Annotated in this window: 21 protein-coding genes; 14 read left to right on the top strand and 7 right to left on the bottom strand. The window is 58.1% G+C overall.

Features of this window, described 5'->3' with window-relative positions; all coding sequences use genetic code 11:
• From KO1_RS14810 to KO1_RS14790, 5 genes are all read left to right on the top strand, one after another.
• A partial coding sequence (locus KO1_RS14810) for a fimbria/pilus outer membrane usher protein (RefSeq protein ID WP_148719759.1) occupies positions 1-1,173 on the top strand: 1,173 nt, incomplete at its 5' end.
• Between the two features lie 10 nt (positions 1,174-1,183).
• The gene (gene fimF, locus KO1_RS14805; RefSeq protein ID WP_064406964.1) at positions 1,184-1,714 is read left to right on the top strand and encodes a type 1 fimbrial adaptor subunit FimF; all 531 of its coding nucleotides are present in this window, start codon (positions 1,184-1,186) and stop codon (positions 1,712-1,714) included.
• 12 nt (positions 1,715-1,726) lie between these two features.
• Positions 1,727-2,227: a type 1 fimbrial minor subunit FimG gene (gene fimG / locus KO1_RS14800; RefSeq protein WP_032729038.1), complete on the top strand. Its 501-nt coding sequence runs from the start codon at positions 1,727-1,729 to the stop codon at positions 2,225-2,227.
• A gap of 14 nt (positions 2,228-2,241) precedes the next feature.
• A complete protein-coding gene (locus KO1_RS14795; protein ID WP_023321574.1) occupies positions 2,242-3,204 on the top strand; it encodes a fimbrial protein in 963 nt (320 codons plus the stop codon).
• Between the two features lie 28 nt (positions 3,205-3,232).
• The gene (locus KO1_RS14790) at positions 3,233-4,669 is read left to right on the top strand and encodes an EAL domain-containing protein (protein ID WP_077258035.1); all 1,437 of its coding nucleotides are present in this window, start codon (positions 3,233-3,235) and stop codon (positions 4,667-4,669) included.
• 47 nt (positions 4,670-4,716) lie between these two features.
• On the opposite strand, the gene KO1_RS14785 is transcribed toward KO1_RS14790, so the two are convergent.
• Both KO1_RS14785 and yjdI read right to left on the bottom strand, forming a co-directional pair.
• Positions 4,717-4,989, bottom strand: a complete 273-nt coding sequence (locus KO1_RS14785; protein ID WP_004115198.1) for a GNAT family N-acetyltransferase — start codon at positions 4,987-4,989, stop codon at positions 4,717-4,719.
• Between the two features lie 11 nt (positions 4,990-5,000).
• A complete protein-coding gene (yjdI, locus tag KO1_RS14780; RefSeq protein WP_004105390.1) occupies positions 5,001-5,231 on the bottom strand; it encodes a 4Fe-4S mono-cluster protein YjdI in 231 nt (76 codons plus the stop codon).
• A gap of 269 nt (positions 5,232-5,500) precedes the next feature.
• On the opposite strand from yjdI, the gene KO1_RS14775 reads away from it, so the two are divergent.
• From KO1_RS14775 to KO1_RS14760, 4 genes are read left to right on the top strand one after another with little or no spacing between them, the layout of a single operon-like run.
• On the top strand, positions 5,501-5,773 hold the full coding sequence (locus KO1_RS14775) for a YtcA family lipoprotein (RefSeq protein WP_004105391.1): 273 nt from the start codon (positions 5,501-5,503) through the stop codon (positions 5,771-5,773).
• Positions 5,774-5,779: 6 nt separating this feature from the next.
• Entirely contained in the window at positions 5,780-6,808 is a 1,029-nt protein-coding gene (mdtN, locus tag KO1_RS14770; RefSeq protein WP_004105396.1) for a multidrug transporter subunit MdtN, read from the top strand.
• Positions 6,809-6,817: 9 nt separating this feature from the next.
• Complete coding sequence (locus KO1_RS14765) at positions 6,818-8,761, top strand: FUSC family protein (RefSeq protein WP_064406963.1); 1,944 nt, start codon at positions 6,818-6,820, stop codon at positions 8,759-8,761.
• Complete coding sequence (locus tag KO1_RS14760) at positions 8,758-10,242, top strand: MdtP family multidrug efflux transporter outer membrane subunit (protein WP_064406962.1); 1,485 nt, start codon at positions 8,758-8,760, stop codon at positions 10,240-10,242. The genes KO1_RS14765 and KO1_RS14760 overlap by 4 nt, the downstream gene beginning before the upstream one ends.
• A gap of 577 nt (positions 10,243-10,819) precedes the next feature.
• Here the strand turns inward: KO1_RS14760 and KO1_RS14755 are convergent.
• The 5 genes from KO1_RS14755 to deoC all read right to left on the bottom strand — a co-directional run bounded on the left by KO1_RS14755 (position 10,820) and on the right by deoC (position 17,329).
• The gene (locus tag KO1_RS14755; protein ID WP_064406961.1) at positions 10,820-12,370 is read right to left on the bottom strand and encodes a peptide MFS transporter; all 1,551 of its coding nucleotides are present in this window, start codon (positions 12,368-12,370) and stop codon (positions 10,820-10,822) included.
• 676 nt (positions 12,371-13,046) lie between these two features.
• Positions 13,047-13,778, bottom strand: a complete 732-nt coding sequence (locus tag KO1_RS14750; protein WP_016809709.1) for an arginine ABC transporter substrate-binding protein — start codon at positions 13,776-13,778, stop codon at positions 13,047-13,049.
• Positions 13,779-14,185: 407 nt separating this feature from the next.
• The gene (locus tag KO1_RS14745) at positions 14,186-14,959 is read right to left on the bottom strand and encodes a DeoR/GlpR family DNA-binding transcription regulator (protein WP_016809708.1); all 774 of its coding nucleotides are present in this window, start codon (positions 14,957-14,959) and stop codon (positions 14,186-14,188) included.
• A gap of 61 nt (positions 14,960-15,020) precedes the next feature.
• Positions 15,021-16,526, bottom strand: coding sequence for a xylulokinase (locus KO1_RS14740; RefSeq protein WP_016809707.1), 1,506 nt, complete (start codon positions 16,524-16,526; stop codon positions 15,021-15,023).
• A 53-nt stretch (positions 16,527-16,579) separates the two neighbouring features.
• Positions 16,580-17,329 (bottom strand): deoxyribose-phosphate aldolase, encoded by a 750-nt coding sequence (gene deoC / locus KO1_RS14735; RefSeq protein ID WP_047720705.1) that lies wholly within the window; start codon positions 17,327-17,329, stop codon positions 16,580-16,582.
• Positions 17,330-17,692: 363 nt separating this feature from the next.
• On the opposite strand from deoC, the gene KO1_RS14730 reads away from it, so the two are divergent.
• The 5 genes from KO1_RS14730 to KO1_RS14710 all read left to right on the top strand — a co-directional run bounded on the left by KO1_RS14730 (position 17,693) and on the right by KO1_RS14710 (position 22,007).
• Positions 17,693-18,493, top strand: a complete 801-nt coding sequence (locus tag KO1_RS14730; protein WP_004105414.1) for a DeoR/GlpR family DNA-binding transcription regulator — start codon at positions 17,693-17,695, stop codon at positions 18,491-18,493.
• A 109-nt stretch (positions 18,494-18,602) separates the two neighbouring features.
• On the top strand, positions 18,603-19,292 hold the full coding sequence (gene alsE / locus KO1_RS14725; protein WP_004115216.1) for a D-allulose 6-phosphate 3-epimerase: 690 nt from the start codon (positions 18,603-18,605) through the stop codon (positions 19,290-19,292).
• 11 nt (positions 19,293-19,303) lie between these two features.
• On the top strand, positions 19,304-20,245 hold the full coding sequence (locus KO1_RS14720; RefSeq protein WP_016809705.1) for a ribokinase: 942 nt from the start codon (positions 19,304-19,306) through the stop codon (positions 20,243-20,245).
• Positions 20,246-20,281: 36 nt separating this feature from the next.
• Positions 20,282-21,616: an L-fucose:H+ symporter permease gene (gene fucP / locus KO1_RS14715; protein ID WP_004105419.1), complete on the top strand. Its 1,335-nt coding sequence runs from the start codon at positions 20,282-20,284 to the stop codon at positions 21,614-21,616.
• 1 nt (position 21,617) lies between these two features.
• Positions 21,618-22,007 carry a VOC family protein gene (locus KO1_RS14710; protein WP_004105420.1) on the top strand — a complete coding sequence of 130 codons (390 nt, stop codon included), beginning with the start codon at positions 21,618-21,620 and terminating at the stop codon, positions 22,005-22,007.
• The last annotated feature ends 217 nt before the right edge of the window (positions 22,008-22,224 follow it).

The following is a 22,224-nucleotide window of genomic DNA, read 5'->3' as shown; positions in this document are numbered from 1 at the left end:
TTTGCCGACACCACCTATAACCGGATGAGCGGCTACAACGTCGAGACCCAGGACGGCGTGGTGCAGATGAAGCCGAAGTTCACCGATTACTACAACCTCGCGTACAACAAGCGCGGCAGGGTACAGCTCAGCGTCACCCAGCAGCTGGGGCGTACCGCCACGCTCTACCTGAGCGGCAGCCACCAGACCTACTGGGGAACCAGCAGCGCCGACCAGCAGCTCCAGGCCGGGCTTAACGCCGCCGTCGACGATATCAACTGGACCCTGAGCTACAGCCTGACCAGAAACGCCTGGCAGCAGGGGCGCGACCAGATGCTGGCGCTCAACGTCAGTATCCCGTTCAGCCACTGGATGCGTTCCGACAGCACCTCCGCCTGGAGAAACGGTAACGCCAGCTACAGCATGTCCAACGATCTGAACGGCAGGACCACCAGCCTTGCCGGCCTGTACGGCACGCTGCTGGAGGACAACAACCTGAGCTACAGCGTACAGACCGGCTACGCCGGCGGCGGCGATGGCAACAGCGGCGGCACCGGATACGCGGCGCTGAACTACCGCGGCGGCTACGGTAACGCCAACGTCGGCTACAGCCGCAGCGACGGTATCAAACAGCTCTACTACGGCCTGAGCGGCGGCGTGCTGGCCCACGCTGACGGCGTCACCCTGAGCCAGCCGATGAACGACACGGTCGTGCTGATCAAAGCCCCCGGCGCGGATGGCGTGAAGGTAGAAAACCAGACCGGGGTACGGACCGACTGGCGCGGCTACGCCGTTCTGCCCTACGCCACCGAATACCGGGAAAACCGGGTGGCGCTGGACACCAATACGCTGGCCAATAACGTCGACCTTGATGATGCGGTGGTCAGTATTGTGCCCACCCACGGGGCGATTGCGCGCGCCGAATTTAAGGCCAGCGTCGGCATGAAGCTGCTGATGACGCTGACTCACAACGGTAAACCGGTTCCTTTTGGCGCCATAGCCTCGGCTGTCGATAGCCAGGGCAGCAGTATCGTCGCCGATAACGGCCAGGTCTACCTGAGCGGGATGCCGCTGGCGGGCAAGGTGCGGGCGAAATGGGGCGAAGGTCCGAACGCCAGCTGTGAGGCCAGCTACAGCCTGCCGCCGGAAAGCCAGAACCAGGCGTTAAGCCAGCTGTCGGCAGCGTGCCGCTAAGGAAACCATGATGATGAGAAAAAACCTGTATCTGCTGGGCGCCATACTCTCTCTGGTCTCCTTCAGCACCCCTGCCGCCGATAGCACCATCACGATTAGCGGATATGTCAGGGATAACACCTGCGCCGTCGCAGGTGAGTCAAAAGATTTTACCGTCGATCTGATGAATAACGCCGCCAAACAGTTTAATGCCGTCGGCACGACCACGCCGCTGGTGCCGTTTCGCATCGTGCTGTCGCCCTGCGGCGGCTCCGTCACCGCGGTTAAAGTCGGCTTTATCGGCATAGCGGACAGCGACAACACCAGCCTGCTTAAGCTGGACAGTGGCGTATCGGCAGCGTCCGGCATCGGCGTGCAGATCCTTAACGGCAGCCGGGCGCCCCTGGTACTCAACGCCCCCTCGTCAAACATCGCGTGGACCACGCTGAAACCCGGGCAGACCAACACCCTCAACTTCTACGCCAGGCTGATGGCCGCGCGCGTCCCGATTACGGCAGGACACGTTAATGCCACCGCAACCTTCACGCTTGAATTTCAGTAACCGGAGGCTGAAATGAAATGGACTCATGCACCCTGGCTGCTGGCGTTAATGATGGCCTTCGCCAGCGCCCCCCGCGCCGCCGACGTGACCATTACCGTTAACGGTAAAGTGGTGGCCAAACCCTGCACCATCGCCACGCCGAAGGCCACCGTTGACCTTGGTGATTTATACACCTTTAACATGCTTTCACCCGGCTCGGCATCAGGCTGGCATGACGTCACCCTCGATCTCAGCAACTGTCCGGTCGGCACCTCGCGGGTCACCGCCACCTTCAGCGGAACGGCGGACAGCACGGGCTACTACAAAAATCAGGGAACGGCGGGCAACCTCCAGCTGGAATTGCAGGATACCAGCGGCGCCCGGTTTAACAACGGCACAAGCAAAACGGTGGCCGTCAACGATGCCACGCAATCCACCCGCTTTCCATTGCGCGTCAGGGCGCTGACGGTTAACGGCGGACCAACGCAAGGAACAATCCAGGCGGTGATTAACGTCACCTACACCTGGCTATAAGGCAGGAGAACGTTATGAATCAGCGGATTACCGCTCCCCGTAGATGTCGTATGGCGCTGGTCAACGCGCTGTGGCTGGCGCTTGTGTTAGCGGGCTTTTCCACCAGCGTCAGGGCTTATACCTGCTACGACTCCACCGGCACCATATTAAACAGCGATACCGGCGGGAAAGAATCCAACGTCTACGTTAACCTGCAGCCAAGCCTCGGAGCGGGGCAGAACCTGGTCGTCGACTTATCCAGCTCGATTTTTTGTAAAAATGACGCGCCGGACAGGCGAAACGACATGGTAAGCATGCTACAGGGCTCGGCCTATAGCGGCCTGCTGACCAATTTTACCGGTTCTTTAAAGTACTACGGAGTTAGCTATAGCTTCCCGCTAAACTCCCCGACCGCCAGCCATAATTTTACTTCCGGCAACTACACCAGCTGGAATACCCAGCTCTACCTGACGCCAATATCCACCGCCTCCGGGCTGGCGATAAGCGCCGGCTCGCATATCGCCACGCTGGTCATGTATCAGGTGGGTTCGGATATCAACGGCGGCGGTAACGTTCGTACCTCTAAATTTACCTGGAACATCTATGCCAACAATAGCGTGATTATCCCGACGGGCGGCTGCGATGTTTCCGCTCGCAACGTCACGGTAACGCTGCCTGAGTACCCGGGTTCGACCGCTGTTCCGCTCACGGTACGCTGCGGGCAAAATCAAAAGATAGGTTTTTACCTCTCCGGCACCACGGCGGATAGCGCCAACAGCGTTTTCACCAATACCTCTTCCGCCTCACCGGCCCAGGGGATAGGCGTTCAGCTATTGCGCAATGGCACTATTCTGCGCTCAAACAGTACCGTCTCTATGGGAACCGTGGGCACCTCCGCGGTCAACCTCGGACTCACCGCAACCTATGCGCGAACCAGCGGCCAGGTCACCGCGGGCAACGTGCAATCCATTATTGGGGTGACCTTTGTTTACCAGTAACGCGCCCGCGGCGCGCGGCAGAGCGGGAGTGGACTATATCCTTTCGCCCTGCTCGCTGGTCGCCGATGGATTAGTCAAAGTGATGATGGCCAGCGGCATGCGGCCCGTTGTGCTGCCGTCGGATACGCAGATGCTTCCCGGCGACACGGGCATTCGCCGCCTTATCGTTTTTCTGCCGGAAACCCCGGCCAGGCTGCTCACCACCCTGCAGCAGGCCGCTGCGTTTCTTGAACACTCCGCGACGCCGCTGCCGATGCTGATCCTCAGCCGCAGCCCGGCCAGCTGGCTGTGGCATACGCTGCTGCATCAGGTCATCGATCACCGTTTGCTTGCCGAAGTGCGCACCGCCGCCTCGGACCTGCCCGTCCCCAGCCTGACCGCGGTGCTGCAGGACTATATTTTGCAAAGATATCCTTCACTTAAACAGCTGGCCGACGAAGAGATACGCCTCGGCGGAAAGCGCCCTGGCGGGCTCACCCGGCCGGAGCTAAATGCCATTCTCGGTCTACTCAGCGGATACAGCGTCAACGCCCAGGCAAAGCGCCGCGGCATTAGCCACAAAACGCTTTATAACCAGCGAACGGCAGGACTGAAAAAAATGGTGGAACATCATCCTCAGCTGGCAACCCGATTCCCCGGCAGCCAGACCAAAGGGCAGAAGATCCAACCGGATGCTGCGCTTTCCGCCTTCGAGCGCGAATTTGTCCACGCCATTCACTGTCGGCAAATTTTCCCGGTATTCCAGCCCATCACCGATGGTCGGATGCAGCTAAAAGGGTTGGAGATCCTCTGTCGCTGGCGGCAAAAGGGACAGGTTATGCTGCCGGGCGAGTTTTTGCCGCAGGTACATTCCGCGTATGCCTGGCTGGTGTTGACCGCCTTTGTGATTCGCGAGGCCGTGGAGAATATTAATCTGCACTCCGGAGAGTTTTATTTCTCGGTCAATATTCCCGCTGCTATCGCCAGCAATGACAACCTGCTCCGGATGGTGGAGACCGCGCGCCAGCAGCTGCGTCAGCCCCATATGTCTTCGAGGCTGGTACTGGAATTTGCTGAAACCCTGGACCTCAACCTGCAGAGTAAAATTGCCGACAATATTTCCCGGCTACGCAAGCAGGGCTTTACCATTATGCTGGATGACTGCTTTTCACAAAGCAGCGTCATGTTTCCGGTACGATCGGTCAGGTTCAGCGCCTATAAGCTGGATATGAGCATCGTCAACGACATGCAGCGCGATCCTCACGCCCTGGCCCTAATCAAAAGTCTGCTCTACTACTGTCAGCTAACCGGTAGCCGCTGTGTTGCCGAAGGCGTGGACAGTCTGGATAAATTCAACCGACTGAAGGCGCTGGGGATCGACCGTTTTCAGGGTTATTTCATCTCGCCGCCGGTGGAGCGGGAAAACGTCAGTGACCTTATCCACCAGCTTTTATCCGGCCGCGATCTGAACCTTATCGCCGGGTAACACGGCGTCAGATAAAAAGGTGGCGCCAGCGCGCTGGCGCATTTATTTCAGGCGCGAATATCGTCGTACTCGCGGGTATGATCAAATTCATGTTTGGCAAACGGGCATAGCGGAATAATTTTACGCTGCTCGCCGCGCATTTTTTCCACCACTTTCGCCACCAGCTTTTTTCCCACGCCCTGGCCTTTCAGACTGGGGTCGACGTCAGTATGTTCAATAATGCTGAGGTGCTCGCCCGTAGGCACAAAAACAATTTCCGCCACCTGCTTCCCGTCGGCGTCATTGACGTAAAACTTGTTATGACCTTCCAGTATTTCCATCATTTCCTCGCTTATTTTTGGCGATACTTCAGCGCGCCGCTCGGGCAGGTATCAATCACCTTGACCACCGTGGCCACGTCCACTTCATCCGGGACGATCCACGGTTTACGTTTCAGGTTGAAGAGCTTCGCGCTACCGCGTACGCAGTTACCCGAGTGCTGGCAGATATCGGTATTAAAGTAGACATCTATTTTCTCTCCGGTATAGGCGCGATAGCCCGCTTGCAGTAATTCTTTATCCATGACATTGCCTCAGTTCTGACTATTTTTTATAGTCCTGGCTCTAAGCATAGCCCTGCCAGCCACCGCCGACTATCGGTGACACGCGAAATTTTATTTCGCCCACCGCTGGTCGTTAATGCAGAATGAATGATTTTCTATGCAGGTGTTATCCATAGAAAATATCCTGTTTATCGATGGAATACAGACGCTTCTGTTCTCTCCGCCTTTTATTTCCCCGACAGTGAGATTAAACTCATTTCACCTTAATCCGAGCACTCAGGTATTTCGTCTTGAATCGCATTGTTAAGCTGGCGGGCCCTGCGCTCTTATTTTCGCTATTTACGCTCTCCGGCTGCTCATTATCCCCGGCGATTCCGGTTTTAGGCGCAGCATTTCCCGGCTGGTTCTTCTGCTTATTAGGCGCCGCGCTGTTACTTATTCCCTGCCATATCCTGATTGTGCGTCAAGGATGGCAATCGCGATTTTCTCCACTGGTCTTCAGCTATCTGGCGCTGATGTTCCTGTTCGCCACGATTCTGTGGTTCCTGTTCTTCGTAAACTAGATCCCTATGACCCAATCCCGCTCAAGCGTTATCCGCAAAAAATGGCCCCTGCTGGCGCTCGTTCTCGCCGCGATCGTGGCGCTGATTCTGGTTATCTGGCAGCTGCAAACCTCGCCGGAAACCAACGATGCTTACGTATATGCCGACACCATCGACGTGGTGCCGGAAGTGAGCGGGCGGATCGTCGAAATGCCGATTCGCGACAATCAGCGGGTGAAAAAAGGCGATCTGCTGTTCCGCATCGACCCGCGTCCCTACCAGGCGATGCTTGATGATGCCAAGGCGCGGCTGACCACGCTTGATGCGCAGATTATGCTGACCCAGCGCACCATCAAAGCGCAGGAGTACAACGCGCAGTCGGTCAACGCCGCCGTTGAACGCGCTAAAGCGCTGGTTAAGCAGACCACCTCTTCACGCATACGCCTTGAGCCGCTGGTACCGCAGGGGTTTGCCTCACAAGAAGATCTGGATCAGGCGCGAACGGCCGAAAAAGCGGCGCGCGCCGAACTGGAGGCCACCCTGCTGCAGGCGAAACAGGCTTCCGCGGCCGTGACCGGCGTTGATGCCATGGTGGCGCAGCGCGCGGGGATCCTGGCGCAAATTGCGCTGGCCGAGCTGCATCTCGAATTTACCGAAGTGCGCGCGCCGTTTAACGGCGTGGTGGTGGCGCTGAAGACGACGATCGGCCAGTACGCCTCGGCCCTTAAGCCGGTCTTTACCCTGCTGGATGACGACCACTGGTACGTGGTGGCAAACTTCCGCGAAACCGACTTGCAGAGTGTTCGGCCCGGCGTTCCGGCCAGAATTACCGTAATGACCAACCATGGCCGCACCTTCGAGGGCGTAGTCGACTCGGTCGGCACCGGCGTTCTGCCCGACGGCGGCAGCGTCATTGAAGGCCTGCCGGTTATTCAGAAGAGCATCAACTGGGTCCATGTCTCCCAGCGCTTCCCGGTTAAAATCGCCGTCAAAGATCCCGACCCGAACCTGTTTCGCATGGGCGCTTCCGCCAGCGCCGTTCTCCAGCCGCAATAAGGAGACGGCATGCAAAGCTTGTGGCCGTTTCTGACCCGGGAACTCCGCGATGCGCCGGGGCGGGCGAACTATACCCTGCGCCTGACGCTCAGCTGTGCGGTGCTGATTGTGCTGTTTATGACGCTGCATATTCCCTTCCTCGCCGTGGCGCTGATCGTGGTGTTTTACGTCAGCCAGCCTAACGTCCTGATGATTAAGCTGGTCAGCGTGGTTTTCGTGGTGACCGTCAGCGTCGCCCTGGGCGGCGTACTGCTGATTATTAAGTGGACCTATGACTATCCGCTAATTCGCCTGGTTGCCTCGGTGATCCTGTTCTTCTGTGCGATTTACCTGATGCGGGTCCTCGGCAAGCTGGGGCTGGCGTTTTTCGTGGTGGCGCTGGCAGTCATCTACGCCCAGACCTTCCCGTCGATGACCAGCCAGAGCGAAATTCTGGTACGCCTGCTGCTGTGGCTATGGGTGGCGATTAACACCGCCATTCTGGTGACGTTGCTGGTCAACGCCTGTTTCCAACAGGCGTTCCCCGGCTATCAGTTTAAAGCCCGGCTGGTGGTCATGCTGCGCCAGACGGCGCGGATTCTTAGCCAACCGGATGGCGGGGCGCCGCAACCCTCCTTTAAAGAGATCGCCGGCCAGTTTAACCAGTTGCAGTCCCTGTACCAGCAAGCCGCTCGCGCCACGCCGGAGATTGCCGCCAGTCCGCAGGCCTGGCAATCGCTGATGGCCGCCGCGCTGCGCTGCTACCATTTAACGGCGCTGCTACAACCGGGCCGCGACCATTCCGATGCGCGCCAGCGGATAGCCCGCGAGCTGAACGCGCTGGCGGATAATCTGCCCCACCCCACGGCGGCGGATATGGAGCCGTTGATGGTCCCGCGCGATAGCGATAACAGCGCCATTTTGCAGGAGATCGCCGAGGTGCTGGCGCGGCTGGCGCGCGGCGAAACCATCGCGTTACCGCAGGGTGAAGTGGAAAAAGCGCCGCTGCTGCTGCCGGACGCGTGGTCCAATCCGGTCTATCTGCACTTTGCCCTGAAAACGCTGCTGGCGACGCTGCTGTGCTACGTTTTCTATACCGCCGCAGACTGGCAGGGCATCCACACCATTATGCTGAGCTGCGTCATTGTCGCCCAGCCGGGTCTGGGCGCTACCATGCAGAAAACGTGGCTGCGCATCGGCGGCGCGCTGCTGGCGACGCTGATTGCGCTGCTCCTGATCGTCTTTGTGCAGCCCTGGACCGACTCGCTGAGCGGCCTGCTGGCGATGACCCTGCCGGTGTTCGCGCTGGCCGCGTGGATTGCGGCAGGCTCAGAGCGCATCGCCTACGCCGGGATCCAGATAGGTTTCACCTTTGCGCTGGCGTTCCTCAGCTGGTTTGGCCCGCTCAGCAACCTTACCGAACTGCGCGACCGGGTTATCGGTATCCTGCTCGGCGTGCTGGTCTCCTCGATTGTACATCTCTATTTATGGCCGGATAGCGAAGCCCCGCAGCTCAAAGCGCGTCTGGCGCAGCTTTATCGCCAGCTGGCGCAGACCCTCTCCTCAAGCGACGATGAGGTTCAGCTGGTACCGCTATTTGCCGCGCTGACCGAGAGCGAAACCTTAATCAACCGGGTAGCCGCCGAGCCGCTGGGAACCTACGCCCACCCGTGGCCGGAAGCCAAAAACTGGCCGGTGCGGGCGACGTTCCATCAGGCGGAAGAGATCCTGCGCCTCAGCGAAGGCTATCGTCTGTACGCCGCGCCGGGGGATACTTTTTTACCCCGCTGCGCCCGGCGGCTTGAAGGCTACGCTGCCGATATCGACGCGCAGCAAACTGCCGTAGAACGCCCTCAGGCGCTTCTCCCGGACCCGGCGAATCCATTTGGCGCACCGCTGGTCAACGCGCTGGCCGCTCTGCCGGCGTGGCCATTTGCGTCTTCCGATATTCCGCGACAGGCAATGCAATCATGATTAAAACCTCTACTCTCCCGCGCGCCTCGCGATCCCCGGTGTTTGCCTTCGCCCTGACGCTGTTAACCGGGTGCGCATTAATTCAGGACGATCCCGGCCAGGTTCCGCTGGTCAATCCGCAGCAGGCCGAGCTGGCGCAGGTGATCCATCTGGCGAATAGCGGCTGGCCGACGGCGCGCTGGTGGGAAGGCTATCAGGATCCGCAGCTAAATATGCTGGTCAATCGCGCGCTGCAGAACTCCCCCACCATGCAGGCGGCGCGGCTGCGTATTTCGCAATCGCAGTCCACGGTCGAGCTGGCGCAGTCGGCAATGGGCGTGCAGGCCACCGCCGTGGCGGCGCAAAACCGTCTGCGGGTCACCAATAAACAGTTCACCTGGCCCTACTCCTTCTCCCTGCCGGTGGATAAAAACGGCCCCTGGTACACGCTGAATACGGTTGGCGTCGGGGCGACGCTGAATATCGATTTATGGGGCGCCGACCGCGCCCGCGTTGCCGCCGCGATTGGCGAAAAGAACGCCCGCCAGGCGGAGACCGGCGGCATCGAGCTGGATCTTGCCAGCAGCGTGGCCCAGCTCTATTTCGCGATGCAGGCAACTTTCCAGAAAATCGCATTACTTAATCAGCTGGAGGCCATCGCCAGGCTCTCGGTGCAGGCGCATGAGCATCGTACCGCGCGCGGCGTGGAGGATAGCGTCGATGTCGCCAACGCCCAGGCAGAGCTGCTGGCGGCGCAGCAGCAGGTGATTACGGCGCAGGGGACGCTGACGCAGTATCGGGAAACGCTGCGGGCGCTGATTGGCGCCGATGCGCATAGCATGCCGGAGATTCATCCCGTGCCGCTGCCGGCGCTGCAGGAAACGCTCCCGGATTCGCTTTCGTTTGAACTGCTGGCCCGTCGCCCGGATCTGCAGGCGCTGCGCGGCTACGTCAGCGCTTCGATGAACCAGGTGGACGCGGCAAAAGCGGCGTTTTACCCGCACTTCGATATCAAAGCCTTCTGGGGCTACAACGCGCTGAGCGTCGGCGATCTGTTTAAGTCCTCATTCCAGCAGATCAACCTGCTGCCGGGGCTCTATTTGCCGTTGTTTGACGGCGGGCGCTTAAACGCCAACCTGAAATCGACGCGTACGGCGAGCAATATTTTAATTAAGCAGTACAACCAAGCGGTGCTGGACGCGGTGCGCGACGTGGCGATTAGCTCCAGCCAGTTGAACGATTTGAACCAGCAGGCCGCGCTGCAGCAGCAGAAAGTCGCGGCGGCGATGATGACCACCCGAAGCGCCAGCGCGCACCATCAGCGCGGACTGGTCAGCTACTATGCGGCGCAGGAGGCGCGTCGTCCGGCCATCGCGCAGCAGCTTTTGCTGCTGGATATCGAGGCCCAGCGGCTCAGCACCGATATCACCTTGATTAAAGCCCTGGGCGGCGATTACCGCGGCCCGGCGGTGGCGTCCCCAGGGAAAGAAGTGGCGCAATAGCCGTCAATTTCCCTACTCGCGCCAGGCTCTGCTCCCGGGGGCGGCGCTTAACGCGCCTTGCCCGGGCTACAGGTTCACCGCCGTCTGTAAGCCGGTAACCCCCACGATTCACCGCCGTCTGCGAGCCCCATTCACCGCCGTCTGCGGGTCTGGTAGCCCGGACAGATGCGCAGCATCGCCTCCGGGAAATTCTGCCGCACTGCGCCCTGTTCCCGGGGGCGGCGCTTAACGCGCCTTGCCCGGGCTACGGGTTCACCACCGTCTGCGGACCGGTAACCCCCACCATTCACCGCCGTCTGCGAGCCCCACTCACCGCCGTCTGCAGGTCTGGTAGCCCGGACAGATGCGCAGCATCGCCTCCGGGAATTCTGCCGCACTGCGCCCTGCTCCCGGGGGCGGCGCTTAACGCGCCTTGCCCGGGCTAGGGGTTCACCACCGTCTGCGGACCGGTAGCCCACACGATTCATCGCCGCCTGCAGGTCTGGTAGCCCGGATAAGGCGCTTCGCGCCGCAATCCGGGGTTTGACCAATAAAAAGCCGGCGCAGAGCGCCGGCTTTTTATTTACCGCTTTCGCCGTCAGGTATTCGCCGCCGGTTTTTGCTCGCTGGATTTGGTGTTTTCCAGCATCCGGCGCACCGGAACAATCAGCAGGCACAGCACCGCGGCGCAGATCAGCAGCGCAATGGAGCAGCGTGCAAACAGGTCAGGCAGCATATCCAGCTGATCGGCCTTCACGTGACCGCCAATCAGACCCGCAGCCAGGTTCCCCAGGGCGCTGGCGCAGAACCACAGCCCCATCATCTGGCCGCGCATTCTTTCCGGTGCCAGCAGAGTCATGGTCGCGAGACCAATCGGACTGAGGCACAGCTCGCCCAGCGTCAGCATCAGAATGCTGCCCACCAGCCACATCGGCGAAACGCCCGCGCCGTTGTTGCTCAGGACATTTTGCGCCGCCAGCATCATCAGGCCAAAGCCCGCCGCCGCGCACAAAATACCGATAACAAACTTGGTGATGCTGCTCGGACGTACGTTTTTGCGCGCCAGCGCAGGCCAGGCCCAGCTAAATACCGGCGCCAGCAGAATGATAAACAGGGCGTTAATCGACTGGAACCACACCGCCGGGATCTCGAACGAGCCGATCGTACGGTTGGTATAGTCGTTAGCGAACAGGTTAAACGAGGTCGGTTTCTGCTCAAACGCTGACCAGAAAAAGGCCGCCGAAATCAGCAGGATAAAGCATACCAGCAGGCGAGCGCGCTCTTTACGGCTCAGCCCGGCGAAGACGAACAGGTAGATAAAATAGAGCACCACCGACGCCGCAATCACGTAGACCAGCACGCTGGCCACCGCCACCGGGTTAATCACGATAACGCCCTGGGCAATCAACGCGACAATAACCGCTACGCCTACCGTCAGCGCCAGTAGCCATGCGCCGACGCCGTTTCGTTTCACTACCGGGCTGTTCCAGGTGGAATCGAGGCCGACTTCGCTGTCATAGCGTTTCATCGCCGGGACGGCAAAGACGCGGAAGATTATCAGCGCGACCAGCATCCCGATGCCGCCGATGCCAAAGCCCCAGTGCCAGCCGTGGGATTTGATCAGCCAGCCGGAGATCAGCGGGGCGATAAACGAGCCCATGTTGATGCCCATGTAGAACAGCGAGAAGCCGCCATCGCGGCGCGCATCGCCTTTCTTGTACAGCGTACCAACCATCACCGAAATACAGGTTTTGAACAGGCCGGAACCGAGCACGATAAGCATCAGGCCGATAAAGAACAGGCTATCGCCCATCACCGCCGACAGCGCGATGGAGAGATGGCCCAGCGCGATCAGTATCGAACCATACCAGACCGCTTTTTGTTGCCCGAGCCAGTTGTCCGCCAGCCAGCCGCCGGGCAGCGCGGCAAGATACATGGTCCCGGCAAAAATCCCGACGATGGCCGAAGCGTTCTCACGCGCCAGCCCCATCCCGCCGTCATAGACGGTGGCCGCCATAAACAGGATCAGTAATGGACGAATGCCGTAAAACGAGAACCGTTCCCACATTTCGGTGAAAAACAGCGAACCGAGCGGGTAAGGATGACCGAAAAAGGTCCGAGATTCATTTTTATTAACAGAGGAATGCATAACTTCTCCCAAAGATGTCCGCAGCGCTTTAGCGCAGCGGAAAGCGTGTTGGCCTTTTATACACAAGGCCAATCATTCACATTTAATGTGACGTTATTTAACCATTTGATAACCTAATAATGGTCCTGTCTAGTCCCTTCCCCCAACTTTTTAGATGAAAAGTCGACAAACGTCTACTTTTACAGATTTAAAGTTGGCGAGAGAGAAAATGTGATTGACATCATAAAACAGAGCATCTTAGATATCTTTTTATTTATAAAACAAACGGTTAAATATAATTATTTTTATAGCTATCCGTGCCGTTCAGCCAACGCTGTTGTCTACCAATAACCTTAATAAATACATGCCTGAGATGCTCAACGAGGGGAAAGAGCGATAAAATGCACAATTGTCATTGTGAAGAAAACGTTACCCGCAAGAACGAATAATCCGCTATCCGCTGCCAGCAAGCGAAAGTGGCGCACCGCCCGTCCCCGCGTGGCGAAGAGAAGAATAAATTCGGCTATAAAGTCGCTATTCCGGGCGCCAGAAAGGCGAAGAAGGGATTACGACGTTTTAAGCGACAGAAAGAGGTTTTACTGGCATATAAAACAAATGCGTCACGAATCGCTCCCGTTCCTGGCGAAGAACGGGCGTGACGCAGAATGGTTAAGACTCCCGGTCGCTATCGGCTGGATTATTTAATCCAGCGATCTTTAATTTCGCTGTATTCAGGTGAAGCCATCACTTTCTCCAGCGCCTGGTTGATCTCCGCCAGCAGCGGATTGCCCTTACGCAGCGCAATGCCCAGCCCTTTGCCGTAATACTCCGGGTCGGTGGCGCGCTCATCCATGATGACGAAATCCGGGTTTTCCTTTAACCAGTTTTTCATCGCCGATACGTCGCCAAACACGCCGTCCAGCCGCCCGTTACGCAGATCGACAAGCGCGTTCAGATAGCTGTCATAGGCCTGCGACGCAATCTCACGATGGCGATCCTGAAGGTAGCGCTGATGGGAAGTGCCGTTCTCCAGACCAAGCTTCTTGCCTTTTAAATCGGCAAAGGTGTGGAAGGTATCTTTGCGCACGACCGCCACCGCCGACAGTTCGTTGAAGTACGGCGTCGAAAAATCCACCTGCTTCTCACGCAGCGGCGTGATATCCATCCCGGCGATCGCCGCATCCATTTTCTTAAAACGCAGTGCCGGAATAAGGCTATCAAAACTCTGATTGGTGAAGCTGCAGGTAGCCTGTAGCTCCTTACATACCGCTCTGGCGATATCAATATCAAAACCCGCCACCTGATTATTGCCGTCGACGAATTCAAACGGCGGATAGGTTGCGCTGGTGCCAAAATGGATCACCCGCTCGGCCGCCAGCGCCGAACCGGTAAATAAACCGAGCGCAAGTGCGAGATAAGCGCCTTTCATAGTCATGCTCCCTGTGATGCCCTCACGATAATTCAGCGTTCTGAAAGATGGTCGGGATTGTTATTTATCGTTGGCGACGAATCGTATTCTTCGCCTGAATCATTATCCGCAATGATCGACCGCTCGGCGCGCGGCCGGTGAAAATCAGCGCAGCCGCCCGAACGGGGAGAAAAATCATACATGAAGTGGCGCGGGTTCTGTAGATTACCCCCGGCTTTTCGGAGGAAATTCGTTAATCATATCCGTGGGTTACCGCAGGCATCACAGCAGAATATGCCAGAGAAGAGGCGCTGCCCCCAACCCAGACAGGTCGTTACGCATTTAATAAAGAGAAAAGTTTTACCACAGAGGCAACGCGTAAAATAAAACGTCTTCTCCCGCTAAATTAGCGCCGCCGGAACCGCACGCTAGAGATGCGCCTCTTCATCCAGAGAGATCACCTGAATGCCGGCATGACGATACGCCTGAACGTCATCAGGCAGACGATCCACCACCACGGTATCAATACGATCCGCGGCGGTAAACTGGGCAAGCGAGGTATTATTCAGCTTGCTGTAGTCGCAGACGATAATCACCTGACTGGCGTGTTCAACCATGCCGCGTTTCGTTTCTGCCAGCATGATATCGGCCACGCAGGCGCCGTGTTTCAGCGACAGCGAATTGGCGCCCATAAACGCTTTATCGACGTTCAGGGTATCAAGTATGGAACGTCCGTTGATCGCCACCACGCAGTGGTATCCCTTCTTGACGATCCCACCCAGCAGAATGGTTTGAATAGAGGGGCTGGCTTCCAGCTCGCGGGCGATTTGGTAATCATTGGTGACCACCGTAACGTTCTGTCGGTCGCGAATATTGCGCGCGATATGCAGAGTCGTGGTACCGGTATCCAGCACGATAATGTCGCCATCCTCAACCAGCGCCGCCGCGCGCTGGCCGATCCGCTCTTTCGCGCTGAGGTTAACAATTTCGCGCGCGTCCGACGCCTGTTCAAAGCTCGCCCGCGTCCGAAGAACGGCGCCGCCGTGGGTACGGGTCAGCAGCCCCTCATCTTCCAGCTGGCGGAGATCGGCACGAATGGTGGCGCCAGATACATTAAAGACGTCACACATCTCAGAAACAGCCACTTTGCGTTTTTCCCTGAGAATACTGAGCAACTTCTCCTGTCTTTCTTCTGCAAACATTCTGCCTCTCTCTTATTTACGGCACGTTACGCGCGATGCGGCGCTGGCTTACCTTTGCGTATCAGTCGGGTCCCACGCTGAGCGCATCCAGCCTGTCGTATAAGGCGGTGGATTGCCGGTACAGCGTATCAAAAAGCTCGCTGCAGGCGTGGTAATAATCCCGCAGACGGGGATCTGGCGAAATCAGTTTGTCGAACTGCACCGTCTGGCGCACGCCGCTGGCAAAATCGGCGTACAGCCCCGCGCCAACCCCGGCGATAATACCGCATCCGGTGACGCCATTCTCCTGATTGCGCGTAGATAATATCGGAAGATTGTACGCCGCGGCTTTGATTTCAAGCCACAGCGGGCTGCGCGCGCCGCCGCCGGAAGCGATCATTTGTTGCGGATATTGCCCGCACGCCTGCAGCTGGCGAAGATTGCGCCAGGACGCAAAGGCCACCCCTTCCAGGACCGCGCGGAATAAATGACCGCGGCGATGCTTACGCTGCAGGCCGAAAAACTGCGCCCGCGAGTTCGTGTGTTCGGCCAGGCGTTCTCCGGTCAGATAGGGAAGAAAGAGCAGCCCTTCCGCGCCCGCCGGCACCGCTGCCGCTTCCTGCAAAAGCTGCGGATGCGTAATCTGGTTATCGGCCAGCGCCAGCCGCGCCCAGCGGACGGCATCGCCGCCGGCGTCGAGAATCGTAAATCCGCCCCAGGCCGCGTTAGCCAGATGAAGGTTATTGACCAACGGATGGCGCAACGGCCGCGGCGATACCACCGTAATCAGCGTCGACGTGCCGGTAGAGTCGGACGCCATCCCCGGTTCATACACTCCCGAACCCAGTAAAGAGGCCGCCATATCCGACGTACCGGCAACCACCGGGATACCCGCCGGCAGGCCCGTCAGGCCGGCTGCGCGTGGGGTCACCTGGCCGATTATGTCGCTGGAAAGTTTAAGATCCGGTAGCTGATCGACCCGCAGACCAAACGTTTCGCAGGCTTGCGAAGACCAGGCGCGGGTTTCGCTGTCCATCAGGAAATAGCAGGACGCCTCGCTATAGTCGGTCGCCAGGGCGCCGGTCAGCATGAAATTAATATAGTCCTTCGGCATTAACACTTTGGCGAGCTGCGGCCAGCGCTCCGGATGATGTTCACGCCACCAGGCTAATTTAAAAGCGGGCCACGCCGCCGCGGGTGGATTATTTAAATGCGCCAGCCACTTCTCCCGCCCTTCGCGCGCGCTAAAGGCATCCACCTGCGGCTGGCTACGCTTATCATTCCACAGCAGCGCCCTGTCCTCCACCAGCTCGCCGCGATCGTCCAGTAGAACGGTACCGTGCATTTGCCCGCAGGCGCCAATAACCGCAATCTGCGCAGCCGTTTCAGGATAGCGGTAAAGCACCTCGCGTATGCAGTCGCAGGCGGCCTGCCACCATAGAGAAGGGGCCTGTTCTGACCAGCCCGCACGCGGCGTGGTTTGCTCATACTCTCTTTGCGCAAAGCCGATCATCGCGCCGTCAATGCGCAAAATAGCGGCGCGGGTGCTGCCAGTGCCAACATCAATCGTGAGTATTTTATCTTTCATCACTGACTCCGGTGACCTCTTAAAGCGGGCCATCAGGCCCGCGGTCTCTCAGTTTAATCGGCGTTCAGCTCGGGAAAACGTTCCGGATGCTGCTCCAGTTCAGCCAGCACCTTTGTGACCGCGCCATGGCTCATGCCAAAGCGGCGGACGCCAAGCTGGTAGAGCGCGCGCACCGTGGCCAGATCGCGAATGCCTCCGGCCCCTTTGATATCGATTCGGCCTTTAAGCTGGTCGGCAATGATGCTGACTTTTTCCACCGTGGCGCCGGTGGGCGCCCAGCCGGTAGAGGTTTTGACCCACTTCATCCCCACCTCTACGGCGATATCGCACACACGGCGAATCTGCTCCTCATTGAGATAGTGCGTTTCGAGGATCACTTTGGCCGGTACCGGGGCGGCGGCTTCCACCACGCGGCGCAAATCTTCGCGCACATAGTCATAATCGCCGGATAACACTTTGCCAATATTCACCACCATATCCACTTCGCGGGCGCCGTCGGCAATCAGCTGGCGCACCTCCTGAACCTTGGTGTCGGTGGCATGCCCGCCGCCGGGAAAGCCGACCGGCCCGCCAATCATCACCTCTCCTGTGCCCTGCTGCGGCAGCAACGTACTGAGAAAACGCGTCCAGCAGGGCAGAACGTGGACGGAAATAATGTTGTATCGGGCAGCCAGCTCGGCGCAGGCGCGAACGTCCGCTTCGGTACTGGTGGCCTGGACTGCGCTCAGGTCAACTAAACGTGCAAAACGATGGGTTGTTTCATTCATGGTCTTATCCTGCTCTTTGTTTTTAATTACTTTCATTTAATGCTGTTATTCGGCTTAAATCCATTTAAAAACGCATCAAATGAAAATAACGTGATCGATTTAGCATTTTTTTATTTTCATTTGTTTTTAATTAGCAGGCAAGAAATGAACAGTGCCCTCGCAAAGCGGGCGTAAACGGTCATAAACGGGCGCAAAGGCAATATTGCATTTATTTTTGTTTGTTTTTGTTTATGCCTGAATAGCGGGCGAGATAGCAAAAACGCTGGCGGCAGTGCAGCCGAAATGCGTGCGCTATCACACTGTCCGGCAGCGAAAAGCTCGCCTTCGCCGGACATTCCCGAGGTCTCAACGCCCTGCGCAAGGGAAAGGTAATCTGATTATGTACTTCAGGAGAGAGCTATGTTGCCGCTGGAACGTCATCGTTTGATTGTTGAACTGCTGGGCCAACGCGGCGTGATGCGGGTGAATGAGATTGCGCAAGCGACTCGGGTCTCAAGGGAAACGATTCGCCGCGATCTGAGCGAGCTGGAACGGAAAGGGATCTTAAATCGGAGCCACGGCGGAGCGCTGGCGGCGGAAAACCCGCTGCCGACGACCCGAGCGGCAGCGTCCGCCCTGCCGGTCGAAGATAGCCAGGGAAGCTTTCAGCAAAGAACGCTGCTGCACAGCGAAGGCAAAATGCGCGTTGCCCGTAAAGCGCTGCAGTTTCTCCAGCCGGGAAAGACCATCGTCCTGGACGGCAGCAGCACCAGCTGGTTTTTGGCCCGGCAGATGCCGGAGATGGCGTTAACGGTTATTACGCCCTCCATCCGCATCTTACAAACCCTGATGAGCCGACGCTCGTTGCATCTCGTGGGGCTGGGGGGCGACTTCTCCCCGACCGAAGAGTCGTTCTTCGGTGAAACTGCCTCACGAACGCTGCGCGAGTATGCCATCGATACGCTCTTTTTCTCCTGCCAGGGTCTGGAGCGCGATAGCGGCTTATATGCGGGTACGGAAGCCCACGCTGCGCTGCTGAAACAGATGATGCTGGCGGCCCGTCAGACCGTGGCATTGGTCGACGGCAGCAAGCTGGGGCGAACAGGCGTCGCGCGCATCGGCGGATTGGGCGAGCTGGACTGTCTGGTGACCGAAAAGTTTGTCGATCCGCTGCTGGAAAAAGAGATGACCTGGCATAACGTCGGCCTACAAATCGCCTGAGTACGCCGTCATGACGTGACGGTTAATACGCGCAATGTCGAAACGCTGCTTCCCGCGGCAGGGCCAGACTTTGCCTGAAATCAGCCACTACCGGAATAAATGAGGCCTTATGCGTTATTACCTTTCTCCCTCGCTCATGTGTATGGACATGATGAAGCTGACGGAACAGCTGCACTTTTTAAACGGCAAAGCCGACAGGCTGCATGTCGACATAATGGACGGCCACTATGTCAAAAATCTGGCGCTATCGGCCAGCTTTGTGGCGCAAATTCGTCCCTACACATCGCTTCCCATCGATGTCCACCTGATGGTCGAAGAGCCCGCCTCGTTTATCCCGTCGCTGATAGAAGCCGGCGCTGACGCTATTTCACTGCATCCGGAAACCATCTGCCGCGAAGCCTTCCGGCTCATCAATATGCTTCGCCAGGCGGGGAAAGAGGTGGGCGTGGTGCTCAATCCCGCCACGCCGGTTGAGAGCATCCAGCACTATCTGCATCTGCTCGATAAGGTGACGGTGATGACCGTCGATCCAGGCTATGCCGGTCAGCCTTTTATTCCCGAAATGCTCGCCAAAATCGCGCAGCTTCATCAGCTAAAAGAGAGCGGCAACCTCAGCTTCTTGCTGGAAGTCGACGGCTCATGCAATCGCAACACCTACCGCGAGCTGCTGGGAGCCGGGGCGCAGATATTGGTCATGGGCAGCAGCGGTTTATTCCGCCCGGATATGCCGCTTGAGCAGGCCTGGGAAAAAATGTCCCGCGATCTGTCCGCCGCGCTGCACTCCCCCGAGCTCGTATAAAGGAGCGAATGATGTCAGGAAAAGTCTGTGTTTTTGGTTCATTCAATTTCGACATGGTTGCCAGGGTGGAGCGCTTTCCGGTACCGGGCGAGTCGTTAGTGGCCTGCGGGAGTATGACCAGCGCCGGGGGGAAAGGGGCGAACCAGGCCACCGCCGCGCTAAAAGCGGGGGCGAATGTCCACTATATCGGCAAGATTGGCAATGATACCTTCGGCCATTTTGCCCGCCGTCATCTGAAAGGCGTGGGCTTCAATGCCGTGACGCTGCTGGTCGCCGAAGACGTCCCCACCGGCAACGCGCTGATTTATGTGGCCGGCAATGATGCCGAAAACATGATTGCCGTCGACCCCGGCGCGAATATGACGGTGACCGATGATGAAATCGCCGGCTGCATTCCCGCTATCGGCTGCGCGGATGTGGTGCTGGTTCAGCTGGAGAACAATCTTTCCGCCATTGAGCAGGTCGTTGACGCCGGCAAAGAGGCCGGGGCCTTCGTGGTGCTCAATCCTGCGCCCTGGCAGCCCGTTGAGCACGCCTTTCTAAGCAAAGTGGATCTGCTCACGCCGAACGCCACGGAGGCCGGGTTAATGACCGGGCGCCGGGTTGACTCTCTGGCGGCCGCGGCCGAGGCCGCCGATGCGCTGCATGCTCAGGGCGCGCGCAACGTCATTATCACCCTCGGCGCAAAGGGCGCCCTGCTGAGCGAGCAGGGCGTGAAATCCCCTATTCCGTGCTTTCCTTCTCATCCCCGCGATACCACCGGCGCGGGCGATGCCTTCAACGGCGCGCTGGCGGCGCGACTGGCCTGCGGCGAGCCGCTGCATGCCGCAGCCCGATTTGCGGCGGCCTACGCCGCCGTCAGCGTCGAAAAGCAGGGCGCATCATCTTTACCTGAGTACCAGGAGGCACGAGAACGGCTTTTGCGTGCCGCCTCTGATTATGAAATGGCATAAACCCTACTGTATAAAAACCATTAAGAGGATAGCTCAATGAGTACGCTAATCACGGATAAGGTCGATAAAGCGGCGGTCCACAATGAAAAACTGGACACCAGCGCGTATTTACCGCATACCCCCTGGCTGCAATTTTTACTGGTCTGTTGCCTGTTTGCGCTATGGGGGATGGCGGGCAACCTGAATGATATTTTGATCGCCCAGTTTAAAAAGGGCTTCGATTTAACGGATACCCAGACGGCGCTGGTACAGTCGATTTTTTTCCTCGGCTACTTTTTTGTCGCCCTGCCTGCGGCGGCGCTGATAAAGCGTTATTCCTATAAAGCGGCGATCATTATTGGGCTGTGCCTGTACGCCCTCGGCTGCTTCCTGTTCGTTCCGGCCGCGCAGATCATGACCTACGGCGCGTTCCTCGCCTGCCTGGGGGTGATCGCCTGCGGACTCTCTTTTCTGGAAACGTCGGCAAACACCTATTCAAGCCTGCTGGGCCCGATTCAATCGTCCACCCAGCGCATTAACTTTTCGCAGATCTTCAACTCGCTGGGCGTGATTTCCGGCGTGCTGATTGGCCAGGTGATGGTGTTTGGCGAGAACGATCCGAGCCATGAACAGCTGCTGGCGATGCCCGCCGCCGCCGCGGACGCTGCGCGCCATCAAATGGTCGGCCAGGTGGTCGGACCCTATCTGATTATCGGCTCCGTGCTGGTGGTGCTGGCGCTGGTGTTCGTGTTTATTAAATTCCCGTCGTGCAAGGGCACGCCCTCTCAGCAGCAGCAACTCCCGACGGAAAGCATGGGACCTACGCTGAAACGCCTGTTTGCTATCCCGCGCTTTCGCCTCGGGATCCTGTCGCAGTTTTTGTACGTCGGCGCCCAGGTTGGCGTATGGAGCTTCACGATTCGCTTTGTGCAGCTCGTGCAGCAGGGCACCAGCGAGCACTCCGCGACTTACTGGCTGCTGGCTTCTCTGGTGATTTACGCTGTGGGTAAAACCGTGGCCACCTGGTTGATGAACCGCCTGAACCCGGCGCTGCTGCTCGGTAGCTTTGCCCTGGCCGCCACTGTCCTTTTATTGGTTGCCGTATTCAGCAGTTCAATGCTGGCGGTCTATGCGCTCATTCTGGTCAGCTTCTGTATGGCGCCATGCTGGCCGACGAACTTTGGTCTGGTCATCAAAGGGATGGGGAAAGATACCCAGACCGCAGGCTCGATCGTGGTGATGTCGATTATCGGCGGGGCCGTTATTCCGCTGGTGATGGGCATTATCTCGGATATGAACGGCGGCAATATGCAAATCGCCTTTATCGCTCCGCTCCTGTGCTTTGTGTATGTCGCTTTCTACGGTTTCTGGTGCGTGCGTAAGGGGGTATAACATGCGCGAACTTATCAACACAATTGCTCATATTGGCTATCAGGTCAGTGACTTAACGCGTTCGCTTGCCTTCTATGAACCGCTGGGCTTTCAGCGCCAGCAGCGGTTTAGCAAGCCGTCGCCGCAGGGCACTATTGAAGTCGCGTTCCTGGAAATGGCGGGCGCCGTCCTCGAGCTGTATCAGCTTCCCGCAGGAACGCCCTTTGACGCTCCTCGCTGCGGTATCGATCATCTGGCGCTGGAAGTCCGCGACCTGGATGCGGTGCAGCAGCGGCTGGCGGCGCTCGGTTATCCGCTCGATGAAGGGCCGATAGAAGAAGACAACGTGCGCTTCCTGCTTATTCGCGGCCCCGATGGCGAACGGCTCGAGTTCGATGCCTTTAAGCGCTAAGCGGCCGGCCTGATCCCCTTCTCCCTTTTAGGCCCGGTTAATACGGGTCTAAAAGCGGGCTTCCTCAGGCTTTACAAAAGCCTGCCTGATTCCAGATTTTCTCCCCCCCACCCGGCCTCTCCTGCCTATTGTGCAATGTTACAAAATTGCTTCTGTTTTGTTGATTTTCTATTGTGAGCCATTCGGCAATTTCCTCTCCTGAATTTCCCCAGACTAC

This window comes from Klebsiella oxytoca NBRC 105695 (genome assembly GCF_001598695.1).
GTDB lineage: Bacteria > Pseudomonadota > Gammaproteobacteria > Enterobacterales > Enterobacteriaceae > Klebsiella > Klebsiella oxytoca.
The sequence above is the reverse complement of the archived record's forward strand: the minus strand, read 5'-3'. Positions and strand labels throughout refer to the sequence as shown.